19 protein-coding genes are annotated in these 22,901 nt (G+C 71.0%); 1 reads left to right on the top strand and 18 read right to left on the bottom strand.

The window, feature by feature from the left end; translation table 11 throughout:
• Positions 1–28 precede the first annotated feature (28 nt).
• From hutH to GA0070613_RS02820, 6 genes are read right to left on the bottom strand one after another with little or no spacing between them, the layout of a single operon-like run.
• Positions 29–1,567: a histidine ammonia-lyase gene (gene hutH, locus GA0070613_RS02845; RefSeq protein ID WP_089010851.1), complete on the bottom strand. Its 1,539-nt coding sequence runs from the start codon at positions 1,565–1,567 to the stop codon at positions 29–31.
• Positions 1,555–2,802, bottom strand: a complete 1,248-nt coding sequence (gene hutI, locus GA0070613_RS02840; RefSeq protein ID WP_231929645.1) for an imidazolonepropionase — start codon at positions 2,800–2,802, stop codon at positions 1,555–1,557. The genes hutH and hutI overlap by 13 nt, the downstream gene beginning before the upstream one ends.
• Complete coding sequence (locus GA0070613_RS02835; RefSeq protein ID WP_089015703.1) at positions 2,799–4,151, bottom strand: formimidoylglutamate deiminase; 1,353 nt, start codon at positions 4,149–4,151, stop codon at positions 2,799–2,801. Before GA0070613_RS02835 ends, hutI begins: the two co-directional genes overlap by 4 nt.
• Positions 4,148–5,347 (bottom strand): allantoate amidohydrolase, encoded by a 1,200-nt coding sequence (locus GA0070613_RS02830; protein ID WP_089010850.1) that lies wholly within the window; start codon positions 5,345–5,347, stop codon positions 4,148–4,150. Before GA0070613_RS02830 ends, GA0070613_RS02835 begins: the two co-directional genes overlap by 4 nt.
• Positions 5,344–6,999, bottom strand: coding sequence for a urocanate hydratase (gene hutU / locus GA0070613_RS02825; RefSeq protein WP_089010849.1), 1,656 nt, complete (start codon positions 6,997–6,999; stop codon positions 5,344–5,346). Before hutU ends, GA0070613_RS02830 begins: the two co-directional genes overlap by 4 nt.
• 12 nt (positions 7,000–7,011) lie before the next feature.
• A complete protein-coding gene (locus tag GA0070613_RS02820) occupies positions 7,012–7,866 on the bottom strand; it encodes a MurR/RpiR family transcriptional regulator (RefSeq protein ID WP_089010848.1) in 855 nt (284 codons plus the stop codon).
• Positions 7,867–8,280: 414 nt separating this feature from the next.
• Here GA0070613_RS02820 and GA0070613_RS02815 point away from each other — a divergent pair, with 414 nt between their 5' ends.
• The gene (locus tag GA0070613_RS02815) at positions 8,281–9,351 is read left to right on the top strand and encodes a hypothetical protein (protein ID WP_231929644.1); all 1,071 of its coding nucleotides are present in this window, start codon (positions 8,281–8,283) and stop codon (positions 9,349–9,351) included.
• Between the two features lie 225 nt (positions 9,352–9,576).
• On the opposite strand, the gene GA0070613_RS02810 is transcribed toward GA0070613_RS02815, so the two are convergent.
• The 12 genes from GA0070613_RS02810 to rfbA all read right to left on the bottom strand — a co-directional run bounded on the left by GA0070613_RS02810 (position 9,577) and on the right by rfbA (position 22,818).
• Positions 9,577–11,544 carry a hypothetical protein gene (locus GA0070613_RS02810; RefSeq protein WP_157746247.1) on the bottom strand — a complete coding sequence of 656 codons (1,968 nt, stop codon included), beginning with the start codon at positions 11,542–11,544 and terminating at the stop codon, positions 9,577–9,579.
• A 349-nt stretch (positions 11,545–11,893) separates the two neighbouring features.
• Entirely contained in the window at positions 11,894–12,670 is a 777-nt protein-coding gene (locus GA0070613_RS02805; RefSeq protein WP_089010845.1) for a glycosyltransferase family 2 protein, read from the bottom strand.
• Entirely contained in the window at positions 12,657–13,013 is a 357-nt protein-coding gene (locus GA0070613_RS02800; RefSeq protein ID WP_089010844.1) for a DUF2304 domain-containing protein, read from the bottom strand. Before GA0070613_RS02800 ends, GA0070613_RS02805 begins: the two co-directional genes overlap by 14 nt.
• A gap of 35 nt (positions 13,014–13,048) precedes the next feature.
• Complete coding sequence (locus tag GA0070613_RS02795; protein WP_157746246.1) at positions 13,049–14,626, bottom strand: DUF2142 domain-containing protein; 1,578 nt, start codon at positions 14,624–14,626, stop codon at positions 13,049–13,051.
• Between the two features lies 1 nt (position 14,627).
• Positions 14,628–15,566, bottom strand: coding sequence for a glycosyltransferase family 2 protein (locus GA0070613_RS02790; RefSeq protein ID WP_231929643.1), 939 nt, complete (start codon positions 15,564–15,566; stop codon positions 14,628–14,630).
• Positions 15,503–16,414: a glycosyltransferase family 2 protein gene (locus GA0070613_RS02785; RefSeq protein WP_231929642.1), complete on the bottom strand. Its 912-nt coding sequence runs from the start codon at positions 16,412–16,414 to the stop codon at positions 15,503–15,505. Before GA0070613_RS02785 ends, GA0070613_RS02790 begins: the two co-directional genes overlap by 64 nt.
• A complete protein-coding gene (locus tag GA0070613_RS02780; RefSeq protein WP_089010841.1) occupies positions 16,402–17,844 on the bottom strand; it encodes an O-antigen polymerase in 1,443 nt (480 codons plus the stop codon). Before GA0070613_RS02780 ends, GA0070613_RS02785 begins: the two co-directional genes overlap by 13 nt.
• Complete coding sequence (locus tag GA0070613_RS02775) at positions 17,841–18,935, bottom strand: glycosyltransferase family 4 protein (RefSeq protein WP_089010840.1); 1,095 nt, start codon at positions 18,933–18,935, stop codon at positions 17,841–17,843. The genes GA0070613_RS02780 and GA0070613_RS02775 overlap by 4 nt, the downstream gene beginning before the upstream one ends.
• Positions 18,932–19,783, bottom strand: a complete 852-nt coding sequence (locus GA0070613_RS02770) for a glycosyltransferase (RefSeq protein WP_089010839.1) — start codon at positions 19,781–19,783, stop codon at positions 18,932–18,934. Before GA0070613_RS02770 ends, GA0070613_RS02775 begins: the two co-directional genes overlap by 4 nt.
• A 1-nt stretch (position 19,784) precedes the next feature.
• The gene (locus tag GA0070613_RS02765) at positions 19,785–20,978 is read right to left on the bottom strand and encodes a hypothetical protein (RefSeq protein WP_089010838.1); all 1,194 of its coding nucleotides are present in this window, start codon (positions 20,976–20,978) and stop codon (positions 19,785–19,787) included.
• 332 nt (positions 20,979–21,310) lie between these two features.
• Positions 21,311–21,934, bottom strand: coding sequence for a dTDP-4-dehydrorhamnose 3,5-epimerase family protein (locus tag GA0070613_RS02760; protein WP_089010837.1), 624 nt, complete (start codon positions 21,932–21,934; stop codon positions 21,311–21,313).
• The gene (rfbA, locus tag GA0070613_RS02755; RefSeq protein ID WP_089010836.1) at positions 21,931–22,818 is read right to left on the bottom strand and encodes a glucose-1-phosphate thymidylyltransferase RfbA; all 888 of its coding nucleotides are present in this window, start codon (positions 22,816–22,818) and stop codon (positions 21,931–21,933) included. Before rfbA ends, GA0070613_RS02760 begins: the two co-directional genes overlap by 4 nt.
• Positions 22,819–22,901 lie beyond the last annotated feature (83 nt).

Here is a 22,901-nt window from a genome sequence, read left to right as displayed (position 1 = left end):
AATGTGGAGCCTCGACGCGGCGGGCCGGTCAGCCGAGCGGGCCGACCTCCCGCTCGATCGCCGCGCGCAGCTCCGGCCCGGCCAGCACCGCCCGGGCCGCTTCCATCACCGGGGCGAGGAACACGTCCGGCCCGGGCTCGCCGGCGATCCCGCCCAGCGCCGCCACCGCGGCCCGCCCGGCCGGGGACGGCTCCAGCGGGGCGCGGAGCTGGAGCCCGCGTACGGCCGCCAGCAGCTCCACCGCGAGCAGGCTGGTCAGGTTGTCCAGCACGGTGCGCAGCTTCTTGGCCGCCGCCCAGCCCATCGAGACGTGGTCCTCCTGCATGCCGCTGGTGGGCAGCGAGTCCACCGAGGCGGGGGCGGCGAGCCGGCGATTCTCCGCGACGATCCCGGCCGCGGTGTACTGGGCGATCATCAGGCCGGAGTTGACCCCGGCGTCGGGGGAGAGGAAGGCGGGCAGCTCCCGGTTGCGGGTGACGTCGAGCAGCCGGTCGACCCGGCGTTCGGCGATCGCGCCCACCTCGGCGGCGGCGATGGCCAGGTAGTCGGCGGCGAAGCCGAGCGGCGCGCCGTGGAAGTTCCCGGTCGACTCGACCCGCCCGTCCGGCAGCACCACCGGGTTGTCCACCACCGACCGCAGCTCCCGCCCGGCGACCGTCTCGACGAAGTCGAGGGTGTCCCGGGCCGCGCCGGCCACCTGCGGCGCGCAGCGCATCGAGTACGCGTCCTGCACGGCGTGCGCCAGGTCGTCCCGGTGGGAGTCCATTACCCGGGAGTCCTGGAGCAGCCGGTGGATGTTCGCCGCCGACGTGGCCTGACCGGGGTGTGGCCGGATGGCGTGCAGCTCGGGCAGGAAGGGCCGCTCCGAGCCGAGCATCGCCTCGATCGCCAGGGCGGCGGTGACGTCGGCCATGGCGAACAGGTGCCGGGCGTCGTGGATGGCCAGCAGCAGCATGCCGAGCATGCCGTCGGTGCCGTTGATCAGCGCCAGCCCCTCCTTGGCGGCCAGCTCGATCGGCGCCAGCCCGACCCGGCGCAGCGCCTCCGCCGCGTCGAGCCGCTCGCCGGCGGGCCCGAGCACCCAGCCTTCGCCGAGCAGCACCAGCGCGCAGTGGGCGAGGGGGGCCAGGTCGCCGGAGGCGCCGAGCGAGCCGTGTTCCGGCACCCACGGGGTGATGTCGTGGTTGAGCAGGTCGACCAGGGCCTCGGCGACCAGCGGGCGGACCCCGGACCGGCCCAGCGCCAGCGAACGAACCCGCAGCAGCATCATCGCCCGGACCACCTCGCGGGGCATCGGCGCGCCCACCCCGGCGGCGTGCGAGCGGATCAACGCGTGCTGGAGTTCGGCCCGACGCTCGGGCGCCACGAAGGTGTTGGCGAGCGCCCCGAACCCGGTGGAGACGCCGTAGACGGGGCGGCCGGCGGCCTCGATGCCGTCCACGATCGCGCGGCTGGTCGCCATCGCGTCGACGGTGGACGGGTCGAGGACGACCTTGGCGGTGCCGCGCGCGACGGCGAGCACGTCGGCGGGGGAGATTCCGGTGGGCTGGATGGTCACGGTCGACATTGCGGCACTCCGTTGCGCAGAACCTGGCGGATCAGTGGCACACCCGGCCGGTAGGCCAGGTGCAGGTAAGAGGGGGCGTCGAGGATCATGAGGTCGGCCCGGGCGCCGGGCCGCAGCACGCCGACGTCGTCGCGGCGCAGCGCCGCCGCCCCGCCGGCGGTCGCGGCCCACACGGCCTCCGCCGGGGTCATCCGCATCTCGCGTACGGCGAGCGCGATGCAGAACGGCATCGACGAGGTGTACGACGACCCGGGGTTGCAGTCCGTCGCCAGCGCCACGGTGACGCCCGCGGCGAGCAGCCGCCGGGCATCCGGGTACGACGACCGGGTGGAGAACTCCGCGCCCGGCAGCAGCGTGGCGACGGTCGGCGAGCCGGCCAGCGCGTCGACGTCGGCGTCAGACAGATGGGTGCAGTGGTCGACGCTGGCCGCGCCGAGCTCCACCCCGAGCCGCACGCCCGGCCCGGGGCCCAGCTGGTTGGCGTGCACCCGCACACCCAGCCCGACGGCCTGGCCGCAGGCGAGGATCGCCCGGGCGTGGTCGACGTCGAAGGCGCCCCGCTCACAGAAGACGTCGATCCAGCGGGCGTACGGGGCGGCGGCGGCCAGCATCGGCCCGCACACCATGCCGACGTAGTCGTCGGGGCGGCCGGCGTACTCGGCGGGGACGACGTGCGCGCCGAGGAAGGTGGTGTCCTCGCTGAACTCGGCGGCGATCCGCAGCGAGCGGGCCTCGTCGGCGACGGTGAGCCCGTACCCGCTCTTGATCTCGATGGTGGTGGTGCCCTGCCGCATCGCCTCGGCGCGCAGCCGGCGGACGTTGGCCCGCAGCTCGTCGTCGGAGGCGGCGCGGGTGGCCCCGACCGTGGTCCGGATGCCGCCCCCGGTGTACGGCTCGCCGGCCATCCGGGCGGCGAACTCCGCGGCCCGGTCCCCGGCGAACACCAGGTGGGCGTGGCTGTCCACGAAGCCGGGCAGCACCGCCGCGCCCTCGGCGTCGATCCGCCGGTCGGCGGCCGGGGTGTCCCTGGCTGGTCCGATCCAGGCCACCAGGCCGTCCTCGACCAGCAGGGCGACGTCCCGGCGGATGCCCAGCGGCCCGCCCTCGCCCTCGCCGACGGAGTTGGTCACCAGTTCGCCGATGTTGTCCACCAGCAGGCTGCCCGGGTGGTGCACCGCCGGGCGCACCGGGTCGCCCGACCGGACCGGCCGGTGTTGCCGGCCCTCTGGGTTCATGAGGTCACCGCCTCGATGGCGTCGCGCAGCTCGGTCGGCACGTCCACGGTCCGGTGCCGCCCGTCGGCGACCACCACGCGCCCGTCCACCACGACATGGCTGATGTCGGCCGCGGTGGCCGCGAAGAACGCCCCGACGGGCGGCACCCCGGCCGTCCGGGCGCTGTCCAGCCGTACGGTGACCAGGTCGGCGCGGTCGCCGACCGCGAGCCGGCCGGCGTCCGCCCAGCCCAGCGCGGCGTGCCCGGCGACGGTGGCGGCGGTGAACAGCTCGACGGGGCTGAAGTGGCCGCGTCGCCGGGTCCGCAGCCGCTCGTCCAGTTCCACCGCGCGGGCCTCCTCGAAGAGGTCGACCACGGCGTGGCTGTCGCTGCCCAGGCTGAGCGGGCTGCCCGCCTCGGCCATCCGCCGGGCCGGCCCGATCCCGTCGGCGAGGTCCCGTTCCGTGGTGGGGCAGAGGCAGATGCCGGTGCGGCTCTCCCCGAGCAGCGCCAGGTCGGCGCCGGTGGGGTGGGTGGCGTGTACCGCGGTGGTGTGCCGGCCGAGCACGCCGTGGTCGGCGAGCAGCCGGGTCGGGGTGCAGCCGTGCAGCGCGCGGCAGGCGTCGTTCTCGGCCGGCTGTTCCGACAGGTGCACGTGCAGGGGCATCCCGTTGCGGTCGGCCCAGCCGGCGACGGTGGCGAGCTGTTCCGCCGGCACGGCGCGGACCGAGTGGATCGCCGCGCCGGTCCGGGCGTGGTCGTCGTCGGGGGCGAACGCGCTGACCCGTTCGGCCCAGCGCAGTGCGTCCCCGTCGCCGAACCGCCGCTGCGGTCCGGTGAGCGGCGCACCGTCCACGGTGGCGGTCAGGTAGCAGGTGTCCAGCAGGGTGAGCCGGATGCCGGCGTGCGCGGCGGCCTCGACCAGCGCCGCGCCCATCGCGTTCGGGTCGGCGTACGGGGTGCCGTCGGGGCCGTGGTGCAGGTAGTGGAACTCGCCCACGCAGGTGATCCCGGCGAGCGCCATCTCGGCGTACGCCGCCCGGGCCAGGGCCAGGTAGGTGTCCGGGTCGAGCCGGGCGGCGACGTCGTACATGCCGTCCCGCCAGCTCCAGAAGTCGCCCCGCCCGCCGTGGGTGCGCCCGCGCAGCGCCCGGTGGAAGGCGTGCGAGTGCGCGTTGGCCAGGCCGGGCAGGGTCAGCCCGGGCAGCCGGACCGCGTCGCGCAGCACCTCCACCCCGGCCATCGGCGCGCCGCCCCCGACCAGCGGCGTCACGGCGGTGATCCGGCCGTCCTCCGCCTCGATCAGCACGTCGCGCGTGGGTTCGGCGTGGTCGGGCAGCCAGGCGTACTCGGCGAGCCAGCGGGTCAGCGGCATGCCAGCTCCTCCAGCACCGCGGCCAGGGCGGTGACCCCGGCGGCGCAGTCGGCGTCGGTGGCGGACTCGGCGGGGGAGTGCGACACCCCGGTCGGGTTGCGCACGAAGAGCATCGCGGTGGGCAGGTGCGCGGCGAGCACCCCGGCGTCGTGTCCCGCTCCGGTCGGCAGCACCGGCGCGTCGAGCAGCGCGGCCAGCCGCTTCGCCAGCCCGCCGTCGAACGCCACCAGCGGCGTCGCCGACTCCTCGGTCAGGGTCAGCTCGGTGCCGTCCCGCTTCGCCCGCTCCGCGGCCTTGGCGCGTACCGCCTCGACCAGGCCGTGCAGCGTCGCCGGCTCGGCTGCCCGGGCGTCCAGCCAGCCGGTCACCTTCGCCGGGATCGCGTTGGTGGCGTTCGGCTCGACCGCCACCCGGGCGACGGTGGCGTGCGCGTCGCGCAGCCGGGCCTCCTTGTTCGCCGCCAGCACGGTGAAGGCGTACGTGAGCATGGGGTCGCGGCGGTCGGCCATCCGGGTCGTACCGGCGTGGTTGCCCTCGCCGTGGAAGTCGAAGCGCCAGCGGCCGTGGGGCCAGATCGCGCTGGCCACCGCGACCGGCGCGTCCTGCTCGACCAGCGCGCGGCCCTGCTCGACGTGCAACTCCACGAAGGCCGCGAAGCGGCCGAGCAGCGCCGGGTCGGCGCCCGCCGGGCGGTCACCCAGCGCCTCGGCAAAGCTCACCCCCGCCGCGTCGCGCAGCACGGCCGCGCGGTCGGCCGCGATCTCCCCGGTGAGCAGCCGCGACCCCAGACACGGTACGCCGAACCGCGCCCCCTCCTCCTCGACGAACGCGCCGACCACCAGCGGCCGGACCGGGGTGACCCCGGCGGCCCGCAGCTCGTCCACGGCGAGGAACGCGCTGACGATGCCGAGCGGCCCGTCGTACGCCCCGCCGTGCGGCACCGAGTCGAAGTGGCTGCCGGTGAGCACCGCGTCGCCGGCCGCCGGGTCGCCCCACCAGGCGAACAGGTTGCCGTTGCCGTCCTCCTGCACCGGCATGCTCCGCCGGTCGGCCTGGTCGCGGAACCAGGCGCGCAGGCACAGCTCCGGCTCGGTCAGCGCGTAGCGCAGGTAGCCGCCGCTGCGCTCGTCCCGCCCGACCGGGGCGAGCTCGTCCCAGAGCGCGCGGAACCGGCCGGCCAGGTCGATCACGCCGGACCCTCCGCCATCGGCACCCGCACGCCGGTCCGCTCGGCGACCTCGCGGGCGGGGTCGTAGCCGGCGTCGACGTGCCGGATGACGCCCATCGCCGGGTCGTTGGTGAGCACCCGCTCGATCTTCTGCCCCGCGAGGGCGCTGCCGTCGGCGACGCAGACCTGGCCGGCGTGGATCGACCGGCCGATGCCCACTCCGCCGCCGTGGTGGATCGACACCCAGGACGCGCCGCTGGCCGTGTTGACCAGCGCGTTGAGCAGCGGCCAGTCGGCGATCGCGTCGGAGCCGTCGGCCATCGCCTCGGTCTCCCGGTAGGGGCTGGCCACGCTGCCGCAGTCCAGGTGGTCCCGGCCGATGACGACCGGCGCGCTCAGCTCGCCGGAGGCGACCATCTCGTTGAACCGCACCCCGGCCTTGTCCCGCTCGCCGTAGCCCAGCCAGCAGATCCGCGCCGGCAGGCCCTGGAAGGCGACCCGCTCGCCGGCCATCCGCATCCACCGGGCGAGGGACTCGTTCTCCGGGAACAGGTCGAGGATCGCCCGGTCGGTGGCGGCGATGTCCTTCGGGTCGCCGGAGAGCGCCGCCCAGCGGAACGGGCCCTTGCCCTCGCAGAACAGCGGCCGGATGTACGCCGGCACGAAGCCGGGGAAGTCGAAGGCGCGCTCGTACCCGCCGAGTTTCGCCTCGCCGCGGATCGAGTTGCCGTAGTCGAAGACCTCCGCGCCCGCGTCGAGGAAGCCGACCATCGCCTCGACGTGCTTCGCCATCGACACCCGGGCCCGGTCGGTGAACTCGGCCGGCTTCGCCGAGGCGTAGTCCCGGGCGTCGGCCAACTCCACCCCCTCCGGCACGTACGACAGCGGGTCGTGGGCGCTGGTCTGGTCCGTCACGATGTCGATCTCGACGCCCCGGCGCAGCAGCTCCGGGAAGACCGTCGCCGCGTTGCCGACCACGCCGACGCTCAGCGCCCGGCGCTCCCGCCTCGCGGCCAGCACCCGCTCGACGGCGTCGTCGAGGGAGTCGGCGACCTCGTCCAGGTAGCGGTCGTGCACCCGGCGATCCAGCCGGCTGCGGTCCACGTCCACGATCAGGCAGGCGCCACCGTTCATGGTGACCGCCAGGGGCTGCGCCCCGCCCATCCCGCCGCAACCGGCGGTCAGCGTCAGCGTCCCGGCCAGGGTGCCGTTGAACCGCTTCGCGGCGACCGCGGCGAACGTCTCGTACGTGCCCTGGAGGATGCCCTGGGTGCCGATGTAGATCCACGAGCCGGCGGTCATCTGCCCGTACATGGTCAGGCCGAGCTGCTCCAGGCGGCGGAACTCGGGCCAGGTGGCCCAGTCGCCGACCAGGTTCGAGTTGGCCAGCAGCACCCGGGGCGCCCACTCGTGGGTACGCATCACCCCGACCGGCCGGCCGGACTGCACCAGCATCGTCTCGTCGTCGCGCAGGTCGGTCAGCGTCCGCACCAGGGCGTGGTACGACGGCCAGTCCCGCGCGGCCTTCCCGGTGCCGCCGTAGACGACCAGGTCGTCGGGGCGCTCGGCCACCTCCGGGTCGAGGTTGTTCATCAGCATCCGCAGCGCGGCCTCCTGCGGCCACCCCTTCGCGGTGCGTGCGGTGCCGCGGGCGGCGCGGACGGGCTGGTGCATTTCGTACTCCTCTCAGCCGAGGAACAACTGACGACGGGCGGCGGACGACTCGAACGCCTCGAGCCGGGCCTGGGTGTCGGCCGGGGCGGCGTCGCAGATCGCCTGGAGCACCACCATGGCCAGGGTCATCGGGGCGGTGTGCAGGTCGAACACGAGGTCGGTGCCGACGGCGGCGGCGAGCACCACCTCGGCGTGCTCGGTGGCGGGGCTGACCGGGGAGTCGGTGATCGCCACCACGGTGAGCCCGGCGGCCCGGGCCTCGCGCAGCGCGTCCAGGGTCTCCCGCGGGTAGCGGGGCAGCACGAAGGCGAGCAGCGCGGTCGCCCCCGCCGCCGCGGCCTGTTCGAGCCGGTCGGTGAGCAGGCTGCCACCGTCGTCGAGCACCCGGACGTCCGGGTGCACCTTCGCGGCGAAGTACGCGAAGTACGCGGCCAGCGGCGCGGCGGCGCGCAGGCCGAGCACCGGCAGCGGGCGGCTGGCGGCGAGCAGCTGCCCCACCTCGGCGATCCGGTCGTGGTCGGCGAGCTGCCCGTTCAGCCGGTCGAGGTTGCCGATCTCGGCGCGGACGGCCCGCTGCAGCGCGTTCCCGGCGTCGACCGGGTCGGCCGCCGCGGTGGCGGTGAGCTCGCGCAGCCGGCGGCGCAGCGCCGGGTAGCCGTCGTGCCCGAGCGCCATGGCGAACCGGGTCACCGACGGCTGGCTGACCCCGGCCAGCTCGGCCACCTCCGCCGCCGACAGGTACGCCGCCGCCCGGGCGTGCTGCACCAGGCAGTGCGCGATCCGGCGCTGGGTCGGCGTGAGCCGGACCCCGTGGAAGAGGTCGAGCACCCGGTCGGTCGGCGCCGCGACGACACCGCTCTCATTCACGTCGCGACTCTATGCATAAAAACTTTCAGAGGCAAGCGGCCACCGGGCTTCCTGCGCTGGCGACCTCGGGAGGGAGGCCAGGGTGACCGACCAGGGAGGCGCCTCCGAGCGACCGGGCGAGGAAGGCCTGGCCTGCCGGCGGTGGGAGCCTGGACGCCGTTGCGGAAGCCCTCGGCCCCTCGGCTCGCCGCCTCGGGCACTCCCGCTGCTACGGGACCGTCCACATCGGGCGTCCGTGTGTCGGTTAGGGCCGACCGGCGGACGGACCGATGGGCGGGCCCTCTGTACTATCCGCACGGCGGGTGAGCAGAGGAGTGGGGCATGCAGCCGGAGGGTCCGTACAGGTTCACCGAAACGCTGGGTGAATGCCAGGTCGGCAGAGCCTGGGCGGCTCTCGACGGGCAGGATCGGCCGGTGAGCGTGGTTGTACTCGAGGGCGCTGCGGCCGGCGACCAGCGGTGGCGGGAGGCGTTCACCAACGCGGCGAACGTGCTGGCGCAGACCCCGGGCGGTCACCGGTACGTCAACGCCGACTTCGCCGCCACCCAGCCCTGGGTCGCATACCCGTCCGAGGAGGAGGGAGCGGCCGCGCGGCTGTTCCAGACCCTCGGGATGGACTACCAGCGGACGCCGACCGCGGAGATGCTCCCGCCGCCGCCGGTCTCCGCCCCGCCGCAGCCCGTCTCCGGCCCGCCCCAGCTGCCGTGGGCTCCGCAGCCCTGGGCGATGGCGTCCCAGCCTGTCTCCGGCGCACCGGTGTCCCCGGTGTCCCCGGTGTCGCCGGTGGCCGCCCCCGCGACGTTCGCCGCTCCGGATCCGCTCGACTCGTCCGGCGACCGACGGATCGCTCCGACCGAGCGAGCGCCGCGCAGCCGGACCGGCCCATGGGTGGGCAGCATTGTCCTGACCGCGGTGCTGGCCGGCGGCGCCGGACTCCTTGCGGGCAACGCGCTCGGCGGCGCGGAGCCGACGACGAAACCGTCGGCCAGCGCCACTCCGCCGTACGACGTGGCTCAGTACAAGTCGAACAAGTCGAAGTTCGACGGTGACCTCCTGCCACTTGCCGAGCCTTGGCTCTCCGAGGTGGGCGAGTGCGCGGCGGACACGGACGCCGGTGGTCCCAAACTGCCGAAGGACGAGAAGCGGCACGTCTTCTGCCAGTACGGAATCGTGTTCGTGAACTTTGCCCTCTATGAGTCGCCGGCCAAGAAGGACGCCGCCCGCGCGAACCGTAAGGCATTGGGCATCGCCGGCAGCGCCCTCGCCCCGGGCATGCGGGAGGCGATGCGAACCATTGGCGGGGTCAGTAAGACCCCTGGCAGCTACATCGAGTACGCAGGCAACCCCGGCGACGGGCGCGTCATGTGCGGGATCTGGTGGGACCGCGACGACAGCGTGGCCGCGATCTACTTCGAGACCCCGTGCCAGGCGGGAATCGCTGGCAACTGGAGCGTGCTGCGCGACCTGTGGCGCCGGAACAGCTGAAGGTCGGTCGGTTCGGCTCGTTGGCACCGGTCCGCACATGTGTGAACCGGAACGTCGGCGCGCATCAGTTCGGGCTGCGAGAGGTGCCGCTCCGGCAGCCCGATGTGCCTCGGGCCGCGCGGGTCGCTGCTCAGGATCAGGATGTTCATCGCCCGCCGGACCATTGTCCCGCTCGGCGGGCTGCGACACGCCCGACCAGCAGCAGGGCCTGGCTCGGGCGACGGCTCACTGCACCTTGATGACCTGGAATTCGACCGTGCCGGCACGGTTGAATGTGAGCTGCCGGTAGTGGAAGGCGCCGAAGGGTTCCTGCCAGGCAAGCTGGGCGGGGAACGACACCAACAGCGGCCCGTCCGCCAGTGCCTCCGGCAGTCGAAACGTCCCGTCGTCCGTGGCGACCTGGATCGGTGACCAGTCCTTCAACACGGTGTGTACCAACGAGGCCGCGAGCGAACTCGGCTGTGGGGTGTAGCGCACGACGAGCATCTCGTCCGGACCGACTTCCGGTGCTGCGACCGGAGCGCCCGCCTGCACCGGCTGGGTGAGGATCGTCTGCGGAACCGAACAGCGGTTCTGGTTGTGGTGCAGGACTGACCAGCGGTCAGCGCGGGTGCCCACCCGGTAGTTGCAGGCCAGCGCGAGCACGTACCGGGGCGTGTCCCAGCGGATGTTGCGGTTGTCGATGCCGGTCGTCGCCTCCTGGAGCACGATCTGGTCCGCCGGCGCTTCAACCAGCGCCTTGGCGTTGAGTTCGTCCAGGTACGGTGTGTAGGCCGAGAACGACTGAAAGACCGGGACCGGGTGCCAGTCCAGCGAGTACGCCCACGGCAGCGTCAGCTCCGACGGGTCAACGTGCACGGGGTGGTTCCGCAGTTCGCCGACGACGCTTTCCGGTAGCTGGTACCTCTCGCGAGCGCGGTCCTTGCTCGCTTCCACCGATGTGCGGCGGTAGTTGTCGTTCATCAACAGTTCTGCGCCCGTCCGCCACTGGTTCCGGGCCAGGAACGGGTCGTAGTTCGCGAAACTGCTGGGCACCATGACAAATGCCACCGCCGCGCTCGCGAGCATGATCTCGGGTCGTCGTGACCAGACGACGAGGCCGACGAATATGAAGCCTGCTATGACGAAGAACGAGATTTCGTGTGGCGGGTCGTGTCTCGTAAACCCGTGCTTGAATCCGAATTCCAGCATGACTGCCGCGACTGCAACGACGCCGACTGCCGCGACGGTCTTGTGGCGCAGCGCCGTGCGGAGCGCCAGGAATCCGATAGCGAGCGCCAGGATCCCGGCGACAATGTAGCCAACCAGATATTCGCCACTTTCGACGGAAAGGGCCTCCTGGTAGCCGCTGGATATCTCCTGCGAGCCGCGCACCCATGGCACGATGTCGTTGATTCGTTGCTGCGCGGCGAGCCAAATCGTCAGGAATGTCAATACAAACGTCGCCAGGAACACGCCGATGCTTGCGACGAGCGCCCTCAGCGACGCGACGCTGAGGGCGACGAGGCCGGCCAGGGCCAGAAGTGCCACGCCTTCCGAGAACTTGACCTGTAGCAGCAGGGTGCCGACGGCGACCAGTAGCGCGGTTGGCAGGGTGTCCCGCCAGTCGCATGTCTTCCTGACGCTTCTCTTGTGCAGTGTCAGCAGTGCGACCAGGAGGCCGGCGTAGACCAAGCGGCCGCCCGGCCCGGCTGGCCCACTGGCAATGGTAACGGCGAACGCGGCCGGTCCAGCGACTCTGGCCGACCACCTGAGCCGGACACAGCGGTAGGTGAGGCAGAAGGTGGCAACCACCGCCGCCGTCGAGAACAGGAAACCAAGAACAGCCTGCGAACGGCCTACGTGCTGAGGCCAGTCAAGGAATCCCCACGGACCGTAGTTGAAGACTATGTCGTCTCCGAAGTGGAAATTCTGAGACGCCGCGAAGCCAATACCTGCTTGCCAACTGGTGTCGAAACCGGGCGTAGGCAGTGCGGCGGACGGCGCACCCCCTATCAGGATGGTGAGGCCGAACCAGACCAATGCCGTCATGCCCGGCGAGCGTGCTGACAGCTGCCTCGATTTGGACGTGACCCACGCCTTCGTCCCACTGAAGGCTTCCGGCTCGACTCGCTCGGTGGAGTTGTCGCGCCCGAGTAAGGCGGATTTCGCGGCAACGGTGGCTTCGGCGCTGCCTGGCTCTGCTGTCTGCATGCGTCCGCCCCGTGGCTCGGCATTTGGTCGGCGACATCCTATCGGTTGCTCCACCCGTTTTCGACATGGGCTACCGATGCCGGATGAGCGTCCCGACTTGCCCCGACTCCCAACACGCTTCGGGCCGTTATGCCCACAATTAACGATTTCTTGCACGCCGTGCGCACCCGCTATCTCAGGTCCCGGACACGCGCCCGCTCGTGTCGAGGAAACACTCAGCGCCGCAACTGACACGTCCGGATCGGCGGCGACGGGTGACCTGATCGACGCCAGCACGGCACGCGCCTGCACGATCCGACGGCGCAACGGGTACGCAACGAACCTGTGCCAGGGACAACCGTGACTTCGGTCAGGGCGTCGAGGACTGCGGGTCCGCCATTCTGGATACTGTCGGATTCACCGGCGCCAGCGTAGGTTCGGGTTCGTAGCGGCGGACCAACGCCAGTCCCAGCACGACCACGGCGCGAGCCAGGTAGAGGGCTGCTCTGGCGGGGGTCTGGCTAGGGGTGCCGGCCATTCGGGGTCGCATCGCGACCGGCACCTGAATGACGCGTAGCCGGAGCCGCGCCAGGTGCATCACGGTTTCGACGGTGTCCCCGAGGTATTCCACCGGGTACGAACGGGCGAAGATCTCGATTACGCGCCGGTTCACTGCGCGAAAGCCGGAGGTGACATCGCTCAACGGCGATCTGGTGGCCCGACTGAGTGCTCTGGCGAGGAGGATCATCGCGTAGCGCCGCGGGCCCTTGACCGGATAGTTGCCGACGCCCGCGAACCTGGCGCCGATCACCATGTCCGCCTTCTCGAGCGCGGCCACCAGTTGGGGCACGAATCGCGGATCGTGTTGCCCGTCGGCGTCGACCTGAATCGCCACGTCGTACCCGTGGTCTCGGGCGTAGCGGTAACCGAGTCGCATCGCCCCACCCACCCCGAGGTGGTACGGCAGACGCAAGACCAGCGCACCTGCCCCGCGGGCCGCAGCGGCCGTCGCGTCCGCCGACCCGTCGTCCACGACGAGCAAACCGACGCCCGGCAGCTCGGTTGCCACCTCACGGATGACACCGGCGACGGACTCAGCCTCGTTCCAAGCCGGAATGATGACCAGGATGCGGTTATTCGAGATCATCGGCCGTCCCGTCTACCGCTGATGGCGCACGCAGCAGGGCGACCTCCTCGGCGAGGACCCGGGTCTTGACCTCCAGCCGGTTCAGCTCCCAGCTCAGGTGAATCGTGATCAATAGGAGGAAGGCTACGGCGCTGAAGAGCACGAGACTGACGCCGTTCACTACGCCCAGCAGCCCGGCGAGATGGTCCGGCAAGCGGGGAAAGAAGGCCAGCGGCAGGGCCGCCAAGGCGACGGCGACCCACAGCGCCGCGTACTTCTCGCGCAGTTGGCGACGGCGCATCATCTCGACGACGATGGCCAGCAGTATCAGTCCGGTGGCTCCGGTGAGCAAAGTCAGACGCATGTGGCGGCCTCGTCTCCATGGGCCTGCATGGGGGCCTACGCCGACAAATCAGGCTCCACGCTGGCGGGTGAGTGACGGTCATCATCGGCTGGCACGTCCACAGCGGATCGTGCGCCGATCCGGTAGTAGAACAGGATGAAGAGAACTGCGGCGCCCACCGCGATGGCGATGGGCAGTACCGAGCCGATCGCCGGCTGCCACGCTCCGCCGACGGGGTTGAGCGACGGTGGGCGACTCACGAACATCCCCCGCTGATACCGGATCATGGTGTAGCAGAGAGAGCTGACCTGCGCCGGCAGCAGGATGACCACGAAGAGCTTGGTCAGCCTCGGGGTCAGATCGAACGGGACGCGCTCGCCCAGCAGGTAACCGGCGAGGATCGGAACGCCCACCAACATTGGCAGGAAATACCGGCCCTGGGAGATGAACCCGTACTGGTTGACATTGACAACCTCGATCAGCACGGGGACGGCCAGTCCCAATCCGGCCAGGCCCAGGACCCTCCACCGGTCGGCTGGTCGCCCTACCGCAAGGGCGAGCATGGCGAGGGTGCCGGTGGTCAACCACCACGCGAGGTAGACCGCGATCGGGAGGGGAGTGTCGAGCCAGCCCATGACGCCGATCATCTGGTCGGCGAACTTCGGAAACCGACGGACCACTTCAATCTTCAGGGCGTCTTCCATGGACAGCGTCCTGGTCGGGGGAGACGGAACGATCTCGTACGAGCGCTTCCACAGGGTCCAGGCACCTCCGGCCAGTCCCGTCACCGCCCAGGTGTCCACCAACCACCAGGTGCGGTTCGACCGTGCCAGGGCCACATAGCGGCGGCGGCCAAGCGGCACCAGCATGATGGCCACGATGATGGCGAACCAGATCGGCCCGGCGGCCCGGACGTTCAACATCACGGCGCCGGAAGTGCCGGCTAGCCACCAGGCCGAGCGCACGCTGCCGGCCGTGTCCGGTTCGAACAGGATCGCGATCAGGGCCGTCACCAGCCCGACGCCGGCAGCGATCTCGATCGCGTTGGGGTTGACGGCCCCGGCGAGATGGGCGGTCATTGGCGTGAGCGCGACGATCAGACCGGCGGTCGCGCCGCGCCGGCGGAGCGAGACGGCGACCAGAGTCGCCCATCCGAACAGGCCCGCGACCAGCGCGGCGTTGACCAGCCGGGCAACGATCACGCCGGCCATGTCCGGGGAGATGACCAGTGGCCAACCGACGGCCAGGTAGAAGAGCGGGTTGTACCGGCCCGCCGGTGTGTCCACCGCGGTCAGGGTCTCGTCGCCACCCGGCTCCCGGCCGCCGCAATTCGCGGGCACGTACGCTCTGCCGGCGAAGCAGGCGTCGGGTGGAAGGCTGCGGGGAACGTCCTGTACCGCGCCCTTCTCGGCCAACGCCGGTGCCACGTCCCCCGAAGCCGCGCCGTATGCCCGCCAGATGTGCGCGGCTTCGTCGGGAGACCCGTTGTAGGGCATTGCCAGCGCCCAGGCGGCGAACAGGAGAAAGTAGGCGACAAAGGGAACCGATCTCCAGATGCCTGGCCTTTTCTTTCCCACGGCGGTGCGGCGCCAGTCCTCAGGCGCTGCGGGCGAAGGCATGCGCAGGCGAAGCACTTCAGGGGACCTGAAGCCCCGGCTGGGATGGCGCCGCTGGCGGCTCGCCATTCGTGGTGACCGGCGCGGCCGACACGGGCGAGCCGATCAGGGTTGCCGCCTGCCGGTGCCGGCGGGCGGCCGGAGGGAAGCCGACCAGGAACTCCGGAAACATGCCGAAGAATGTCCTGGCGCTCTGCAATTCCAGCGTGTGCGCCCGCGACCACCGGAACGAGTTCGTCGCGCGGCCCCAGTGATGGGTCCACCGGACGTCGCCGAGCAGTGCCACCGGAAAACCCCTGCGCCACGCACGCAGACCGAGCTCGTGGTCCTCGTAGTAGAGGAAGAACCGCTCGTTCCATCCGCCCAGCTCGATGAAATCCGCAGTCCGTGCGGCGACTGCGGCGCCCATCACCCAGGCCACCCAGACTGCCGCACCAGGCTCGGCCGTCAGCCGGTACGAGGCATGCAGCCGGGACAACGGCCAGAGTTTCCGGTTGCCCAGCTTCGCGGTGGCGTAGGGAAATCCGCGGCCGTTGGCTTGGGGAACGCCCTCCGACGAGAGCAGCTGGGGCGCTGCCAGACCGCCGTGCGCGTCGAGGTGCCGCCTCAGCACGTCGAAGCCGTCCGGACAGATTTCCAGGTCCGGGTTGGCGAACAGGACGTGCTCACCCGCCGCCTCGCGTAGCCCGACATTGTTGGCCTTGGCGAAGCCGACGTTCTCCGGTAGCCGGATCACCCGGGCGCCCAACTCCTCGGCGACCTTGACCGAGTCGTCGTCGGAACAGTTGTCCACGACGATCCACTCGTACGGCTTGGTCTCGCCGCGCCAGCACCGGCGCAGCGTGGCCGCCGAGTTGTAGGTGACCGTCACGACACTCCAGTGACGTCCTGCCATCACGCTCTCCGAACCGTCAGATAGCTGAACAGGGATGCAAAGCCGAACCGCTTGCCTTTCCATCGCCGACGGGCGGCCGGCCCCTCCCGCAGGCCACGTCCCACGCCGCGAAGGAACGGTCGCAACAGGCCCTGACGCACCCGGCGGGCGGCCAGCGCGAGGTGCGCCAACGCGAGCATCGGTATTGCGACGAGCATCAGCGGCCAGGTGAAGGTCCGGGCCGCGACCAAAAGCCGGTTGCGGGCCAGCAGGAAGGCACGGAAGCCCTGGAGCTTGTTGTCACCCTCGACGCTGTGGCCGCCTGCGTGCGGTAGCACCAGGTCCAGCGGACGGGTGCGTACGCCGGACGCGTAGAGCCGGAAGGCCAGATCGGCGTCCTCGCCCCAGGCGAACAAGTGCTCATCGAACCCGCCGAACCGGCGGAACAGGTCGGTCGGGAAGACGGCGGCGCCGCCCGACGGACCCACCGGCCCGCGGGACACCGTGGCCGACCGGTCGATGAACAGCGAGATCGGGTTCAGGTCGATGCCGACGAACTCGCCGCCGTGCATCGCCAGACCGACCGCGATCGGCGTACCGGGGTCCTCGGCGATGGCGGCGCAGATCCGGGCCAGCGCGTCGTCGGGCAGCCAGACGTCCGGATTCAGCAGGAGAACGTGACTCGTCGACGCGCTCGCCACCGCCCGGTTGCAGCCGGCCGCGAACCCCGGATTCGACGAGTCTGGAAGGTACTCGTACCGGTCGTCGTCCAGACAGTTGGCGATGACCTTCTCGCAGCCGTCCTCCGGCCAGTTGTCGGCGAAGACGAACCGCACCGGAAGCCCGTCGGCACTCCGGACCCAGGTGGGCAGCGTCTCGGCGAGCATGTCGCTGGACCGGTAGAGCACCGTGACGATCGTCAGGGTTTCCACGTGGGCATCACCAGCCTGGATGGGTTGCTGACCAGATAGAACGCGACGAGACCGGGCACGAGAGACAACCAGAACGGCTGGATGACCGGGTAGAACTCGTAGACCCCGAAGGTGGCGTAGTAGATGAGGAAGGCCCGCCCCAGATGGTGCGCCGGACTTCGGGTCTGGCCGAGGCGGCGCTCGACGAAGCCGACACAGAGCCCGGTCAGGGCCAGGAAGATGGCCGCGCCGACCGGACCGTAGTCCATCAACGGCACGGCCGCGAACGTCGCGGTGTTCATGTAGAACGGTTGGCTGAGCCCGCCGGTGACCTTGTAAAGGTCGACCGGCCCGAGGAACCGGTCGCCGACCGAACCGGTGAACGTCAGCGAGTAACGGCCCCAGGCCAGCTCGTGCTCCGCGCGATGTTCCCAGAGCCGGCCGAACGTCTCCACCGACGAACTGAGCGACAGGTCCAGGGACCCTACGCTCGTGTAGATCGGGTTGCCACCGTACTGGGCCCGGAACTGGTCCTCGAAGGTGCCGGTGCCGGCCAGGGTCCGCTGCCCGCCGAGGTAGACCGCCCCGCCGACGGCGCCCAGTCCGATCAGAATCACGACCAGCGCCGCGATCCGCCGGTTCCGGCTGCTCATGGCCGTCTCGCGGCGGGTGGAGAGGGCGGCGACGAGCGCCGGGACGATGCCGACCAGGACCGAGTTCTTGCTGGCTCCCAGCGCTGCGCCGAACGTGAAGACCACGACCAGCAGGAGGTAGCGCCAGCGGGCCTCCGCCTTGCCGTTCAACGCGCGCAGGAGGGAGATCGCCATGCCGAGCGTCCACGCCTCCGCGAGCAGACCGACGTAGATGTTCGACTTCTCGCCCAGCGACGCCCGGGCCACGTCCGGGTTCTCGGCGAAGAGCGGAGGCAGCGTCGTGCCGAACTTCAGCGCGCCTCCGATGATGGCGATGAGCAGCACGACCAGCAGGAACGCCGTGAGGCGGTTGTCCGACGGCCACCGCAACGTGGGTCGGGTCGACCGGGTCCGGCCAGCCGCCGACGAGCCGGGGCGCACCGACTGGTCCGTTGGCCGGATCCACCACAGCGGAGGGCCGGGCTCCGGCTCCGCCGCCGGGTCCGGTCGGCCGTCGCCGGCCAGCCGCCGGCCGGCGTACCAGGCGGCGAGGAAGCAGGCCACGAAGAGCCCCAGTACCGGGATGACGCCGCGACCCGCCGGGGAGTCGTACGGTCCCGGGATCGTGAGCACGGCGAGGAAGACGAGCGACCAGGCGGCGGAACAGACCGCGAGCCAGAAGGCGGACCGCACCGCGATGACGGCGACGGCGGCGAATGCCGCCACCACGCCGGTCGCGGGATTGATCAGGAAGACCGGTACGACGACGGCGACCGCGGCGACCCAGAGCCCGATGTTGAGATACGTCCGGAAGCTCATGTGGCGTTCCTCGTCAGAAGCGACCGGTAGAGGCTCTGCCACCGCTCCACGCACCGATCGAAGGCGTACTCCTTCGCGTACCAGTCCGCGACCATGTGCCGCTGCTCCGGGCTCGTCGCGCCGACGGCCTGGCGGATCGCGGCGGCGATCGACGCGGGTACGAGGTCGCTCTGGAACGCCAGCGTTCCCGCCGCGTGCCGGGTGACCTCCGCCAGGCCGCCGGCACCCGAGTGGACCACCGGCACGCCCAGTGACATCGCCTCGAGGGCGCTCAGACCGAAGGCCTCGACCCGGGACGGCACCACAAGGCAGTCGAGCTGCCGCAGGAAATCGGCGGCGTTGACCCGGCCGACACATTCGAGGTTCGGCCGGGGATCCAGGGCCAGCACCCCGCTGCCGGCGATCGCGAAATCGGTGTCCGGCATGAGCGACGCGACCTCGGGCATCAGGTCGACGCCCTTCTCGGGCTCCACCCGCCCCAGGTAGCCGACCAGGAGCCGGCGGGACGGGTCCGGCATCCGAGCCGGCGTGGGAGCCGGCCAGGTCGCCGGGAGGGGATTGGGGATCAGGTGGACGTTCTTGACGTGGCCGCGGTTGCGCAGCTCCTCCGCCTCGAACTGCGACACCGCCACGCTCGCGTGCGGACGTAGGCGACGCATGACGAGGTCGAGCGTGATGTTGGACTGGATGCTGGCCTTCCGCTTCAGTGATGGTGCCGTGTCGCGGAACTGCCACAGGCTGGTGTGCATGGTGACCACCAATGGCGTACGACGGCTTGCCGTGGTCAGGGCGGCCCGGGAGTGCATCGCCGCCGAGAGCAGGTGGGCACATACCACGTCCGGCTTGACCTCGTCGACGAGGTGCCTGAGTGCCCGGGCGTAGCTCAGGTCGACCCGGCTGGCCGCGCTGAGATTCACCCACGGGACTCCGGACTCCCGGAGGGAGGCACCTACCTCGTCGTCAGAGGTCGCGGCGATGACGTCGACATTGGTCCGGGCATGCGCGGGGATGATCTCTGTCAAGATCCGCTCCGCGCCACCGAACTGGCGCCGGCCAGAGCCGCCCGTGGTGCAGACGAACAGCACCTTCATCGGACACGTAGTCCTTCGAGGGCGCCACGTGCGATCGCCCGCCGTACCGGATTCCGGCCGACCGCCGCCCGCAGCAGGACTCCCAACACGAAGGCGGCGCTGGCCACCTGGCCCCGCCTGCCGGCCATCTGCCGGGTGGCCCGGATGAACTCGCGCGTCCGACGCTGTGAGATCTCCTCCTCGGACCAGCGCCGCTTGGCGGTGACGTCGTCCTCGTGCGTGATCACCGCGTCGGGCAGGTACGCCAGGCGCAGGCCCCGCTGCCGTACCGCCCAGCAGAGGCGCATGTCCTCGCCGTAGAAGAAGGATGTCTCGTCAACGCCACCGATCGCGTCGAGAGTGCTCCGCCGCAGCGCCACGAACGGCCCGGTCAGCCAGTCCGCCTTCGTCGGCTCGGCGATGATCCGCAGGCTCGGGACAACCAGACTCAGGCCGGTGGCGTGGGCCATTCCCACCCGCACGCTGAGGAAGCGACCACCCTCCGTCTGGGGTACCCCCGACGGGGTGACGACGCCGGGAAATGCGGCGCCCACCGTGGAATCCTCGAGTGCCGCCAGCAGCCGCTCCACCGCACCCTCATGGACGATGATGTCGTTGTTCGACAGGATGACGTTCGCCCTGGTGGTGTGTCGAACGCCCAGGTTCATCCCCTTGGCGTAACCCAGGTTCGAGTCGGACTGGACGTACCTGACTCCCTGTCGAGCACAGAACTCGCTCAGCGCCTGCCGAATGCCCTCCGAGCTCCCGTTGTCGACGACGACGATCTCCGCCTCGGCGGGCAACGACAACACACAGGCACGCGTGCGCTCGTAGTCCTCCCAGGCGAGGACCACAATCGAGACATCCAACTCATACCGTCCCAGGATTTGGCGGCTGCGACTTTCGCAAGCTCGCACGTGAGGTGAAGGCGTGTACGGCGTAGGCGAGCGAGGAGGCGAGCGCCGCTCCGATCACGCCACCCCAGGGGATGATCGCGAAGTAGGCGGGTATCGCGACGGTCAGCGTGACGATGGCTACGACCGTGGTTGCCCGCTCGCCACGCTTCTTCAGAAGTAGCGAGCTCCAGGTCTTGCCGGCCGCCGTGGCCAGCGTCCCGGGCAGGAGGCAGAGACCCACGATCCACGCGTGCCGGTACTCCGGCTGCAGGAAGCCCAGCACCGCCAGTCCGGCCACGGCGGCCAGGGCCACCGGGATCGCCGCGTTGACAACAGGTGCGGCCCGGTGTGCGGCGGCGTCGCCGTCACGGTCGGTGAGGATCCGCTGCGCGCGCACCACGGCGCCGGCCTGTGCGAACTCCAACGCCGCGACCGCCAGGGCGTAGACGCCGAGCGGACCGGCCCCGACGAACCTGGCCACCAGAATCTGGTTGAACCGGAGCGTCATCATTTGCGCGAAGATCCCGACATGCAGGTTCCCGACCGCGAGCATGTCGGCGCGGTAGTCCGATCCCGCGGCCGTGGGCGCCGGGGCTGACCCGACCCGCGAGACCATCCGCAGCACCAGGCCGCACACGGCCAGCGCGCTGAGCCACTGCACGCCAAGCCAGACCAGGCTCCACAGGCCGCCGTCGAGCTGCCCGACGGCGTAAAGGGCGGCGTAACCGCCCACCAGGACGGCCCCGCTCGCCGCACGCATCGAGTAGACGAGCCGGAAGCTCTTCTGTCGCAGCGCGATCGACGAGACCGTGTTGAAGACGGTCAGGCCCGCAGCAGAACCCACGCAGACCAGGTAACTACCGACGCCGGCCACCGCGGTGAGCAGGGCGGCGGCGACACCGGAGAGGAGAATCGAGATCCCGAGGATCGCGACGACCCAGGTCCGGCCCCGGGAGAAGACCCAACCGCCGGGGCGGGACAGCAGGAAGGTGTCCAGCGACAGTCCGCCGACGGCGGCGCCCAGCGTCGCGCTGACCATGTTCGCGGAGAGCTCGCCGCGCTCGGCGGCGGGCAGCGCCACCGACATGACCGCCGCCAGGCCGGTCAGACCGAGGGCGGCGATGTAGAGCCGTTCGGGCGCGACGAGCCGCCGGAGCAGATCTGGCATCCGGTACCCGGGGGGAGGCTTCGTGCCGAGGTCTGGCGACGAGTGGGCAGCGTTGACCAGCGAAACGCCTCTCACTCGTCTCCCCCAAACGGTGCGGCACAGGTGCCGGTGCGACGAGTTCCACGTCGCTGGCAATTTCTACCCGAACGATGCTCCACCCGCAATCGCCCTTGCGGCTCTACTGTCGGGCTCGGCATCGCCATGCTCCATGAGGGCGGGACGGCACACCCATCGGTGCCGGCGTGAAGACCGTCTGGGGCGCCCGTGCGAAGGTGGTTGTGATCATTCTGGGCGGCTGGGCGCAAGCCGAGGCTCCGCCCGCTACGGGGTGGCTACCGTCCGGGAGCGGAGGCGCCCGCACCCGAACTCAATCTGGCCGTGAACGCCTGGCAGCGCTGGTAGTCCGGCAGCAGCCCCGACTCGAGGGCCTGGGCCAGGCTCGGCGCGGCCGCGTCCCGGGCCGACAGCAGCGGCGTCTCGGCCGGCCAGTCGATCGCGAGTTGCGGGTCGAGGGGGTGCACGGTGTGCTCGCCGGTCGGGTTGTAGGTGGTGGAGCAGAGGTAGCTCAGGGTGGCGTCGTCGGTCAGCGCGCAGAAGCCGTGTCCCAGGCCCTCACTGAGGTAGACGGCGCGTCGGTCGACCTCGTCGAGGCGGATGGCCTCCCACTGGCCGAAGGTCGGCGAGCCGACGCGGATGTCCACGACCATGTCGACGACCGCCCCGCGTACGCAGGTCACGTACTTTGCCTGGCCGGGTGGGACGTCGGCGAAGTGGATGCCGCGGACCACTCCTTGCGCGGAGACCGAGAGGTTGCCCTGGGCGAGGCGCAGCGGGTGTCCGACCGCGTCGGCGAGTCGGTCGAAGCGGTACCACTCCATGAACAGCCCGCGGGGGTCGCCGTGCTGCTGTGGGGTGATCTCCCAGGCCCCTTCGATGCTCAGCGGTCGGATCTTCATCGGTCAGTCCCGCCGTGCGGCTGCTCGGCGAGCAGGCTGAGCAGGTAGGTGCCGTATCCGCTCTTGGCCAGCGGCTCGGCCAACGTCCGCAGTTGTTCGTCGTCGATCAGGCCGGCCCGCCAGGCGACTTCCTCGACGCAGCCGATCTTCATGCCCTGGCGTTCCTCGATGACCCGGACGAACTCGGCGGCCTGCATCATCGAGGTGAAGGTGCCGGTGTCCAGCCACGCGGTGCCCCGGTCCAGCACCGTCACGGAAAGCTCTCCCCACTCGCGGTAGGTCTCGTTGACCGCCGTGATCTCCAGCTCGCCCCGCGCGCTGGGGGTGAGCTTGCGGGCGATGTCGACCACCCGGTTGTCGTAGAAGTACAGGCCGGGCACGGCGTACCGGGACTTCGGCTTCGCCGGCTTCTCCTCGATCGACAGCACGCGCCCGGCCGGGTCGAAGTCGACCACCCCGTACTCCTTCGGGTTGGCCACCGGGTACGCGAAAACCCGGCCACCGACCGGGTCGCCGTGACCGGCGAGCTGCCGGCCGAGGCCGACACCGTGGAAGATGTTGTCGCCGAGGATCAGCGCTACCGACTCGTCGCCGATGAAGTCCGCGCCCAGCAGGAACGCCTGCGCGATGCCCTCCGGGCGGGCCTGCGTGACGTACTCCAACCGCAGGCCCCACTGGCTGCCATTACCGAGCAGCCGCTGGAACTGGTCCTGATCCTCCGGCGTCGTGATGATCAGGATCTCCCGCACCCCGGACATGACGAGCGTGGAGAGCGGGTAGTAGACCATCGGCTTGTCGAACACCGGCATGAGCTGCTTGGACACCGCCCGGGTGATCGGCCAGAGCCGGGAGCCGGTGCCACCAGCGAGAAGGATTCCACGCACCCGCGGAGACTACCTGCACCGGCGGGAACCCGGGACCCCGGTCGCCGCCCCCCAGCTGTCCTGCCGATTCGCGTACACTCCTC

Source organism: Micromonospora inositola (genome assembly GCF_900090285.1).
GTDB classification, from domain to species: domain Bacteria; phylum Actinomycetota; class Actinomycetes; order Mycobacteriales; family Micromonosporaceae; genus Micromonospora; species Micromonospora inositola.
The sequence above is the reverse complement of the archived record's forward strand: the minus strand, read 5'-3'. Positions and strand labels throughout refer to the sequence as shown.

Coding starts and splice junctions, on each gene's coding strand:
- hutH (WP_089010851.1), bottom strand. CDS start 1,567: ATGTCGACCGTGACCATCCAGCCCACCGGAATCTCCCCCGCCGACGTG.
- GA0070613_RS02775 (WP_089010840.1), bottom strand. CDS start 18,935: ATGAAGGTGCTGTTCGTCTGCACCACGGGCGGCTCTGGCCGGCGCCAG.
- GA0070613_RS02810 (WP_157746247.1), bottom strand. CDS start 11,544: ATGCAGACAGCAGAGCCAGGCAGCGCCGAAGCCACCGTTGCCGCGAAA.
- hutU (WP_089010849.1), bottom strand. CDS start 6,999: ATGCACCAGCCCGTCCGCGCCGCCCGCGGCACCGCACGCACCGCGAAG.
- GA0070613_RS02800 (WP_089010844.1), bottom strand. CDS start 13,013: ATGCGTCTGACTTTGCTCACCGGAGCCACCGGACTGATACTGCTGGCC.
- GA0070613_RS02805 (WP_089010845.1), bottom strand. CDS start 12,670: ATGATCTCGAATAACCGCATCCTGGTCATCATTCCGGCTTGGAACGAG.
- GA0070613_RS02760 (WP_089010837.1), bottom strand. CDS start 21,934: ATGAAGATCCGACCGCTGAGCATCGAAGGGGCCTGGGAGATCACCCCA.
- GA0070613_RS02790 (WP_231929643.1), bottom strand. CDS start 15,566: ATGGAAAGGCAAGCGGTTCGGCTTTGCATCCCTGTTCAGCTATCTGAC.
- hutI (WP_231929645.1), bottom strand. CDS start 2,802: ATGAACCCAGAGGGCCGGCAACACCGGCCGGTCCGGTCGGGCGACCCG.
- GA0070613_RS02765 (WP_089010838.1), bottom strand. CDS start 20,978: ATGCCAGATCTGCTCCGGCGGCTCGTCGCGCCCGAACGGCTCTACATC.
- GA0070613_RS02780 (WP_089010841.1), bottom strand. CDS start 17,844: ATGAGCTTCCGGACGTATCTCAACATCGGGCTCTGGGTCGCCGCGGTC.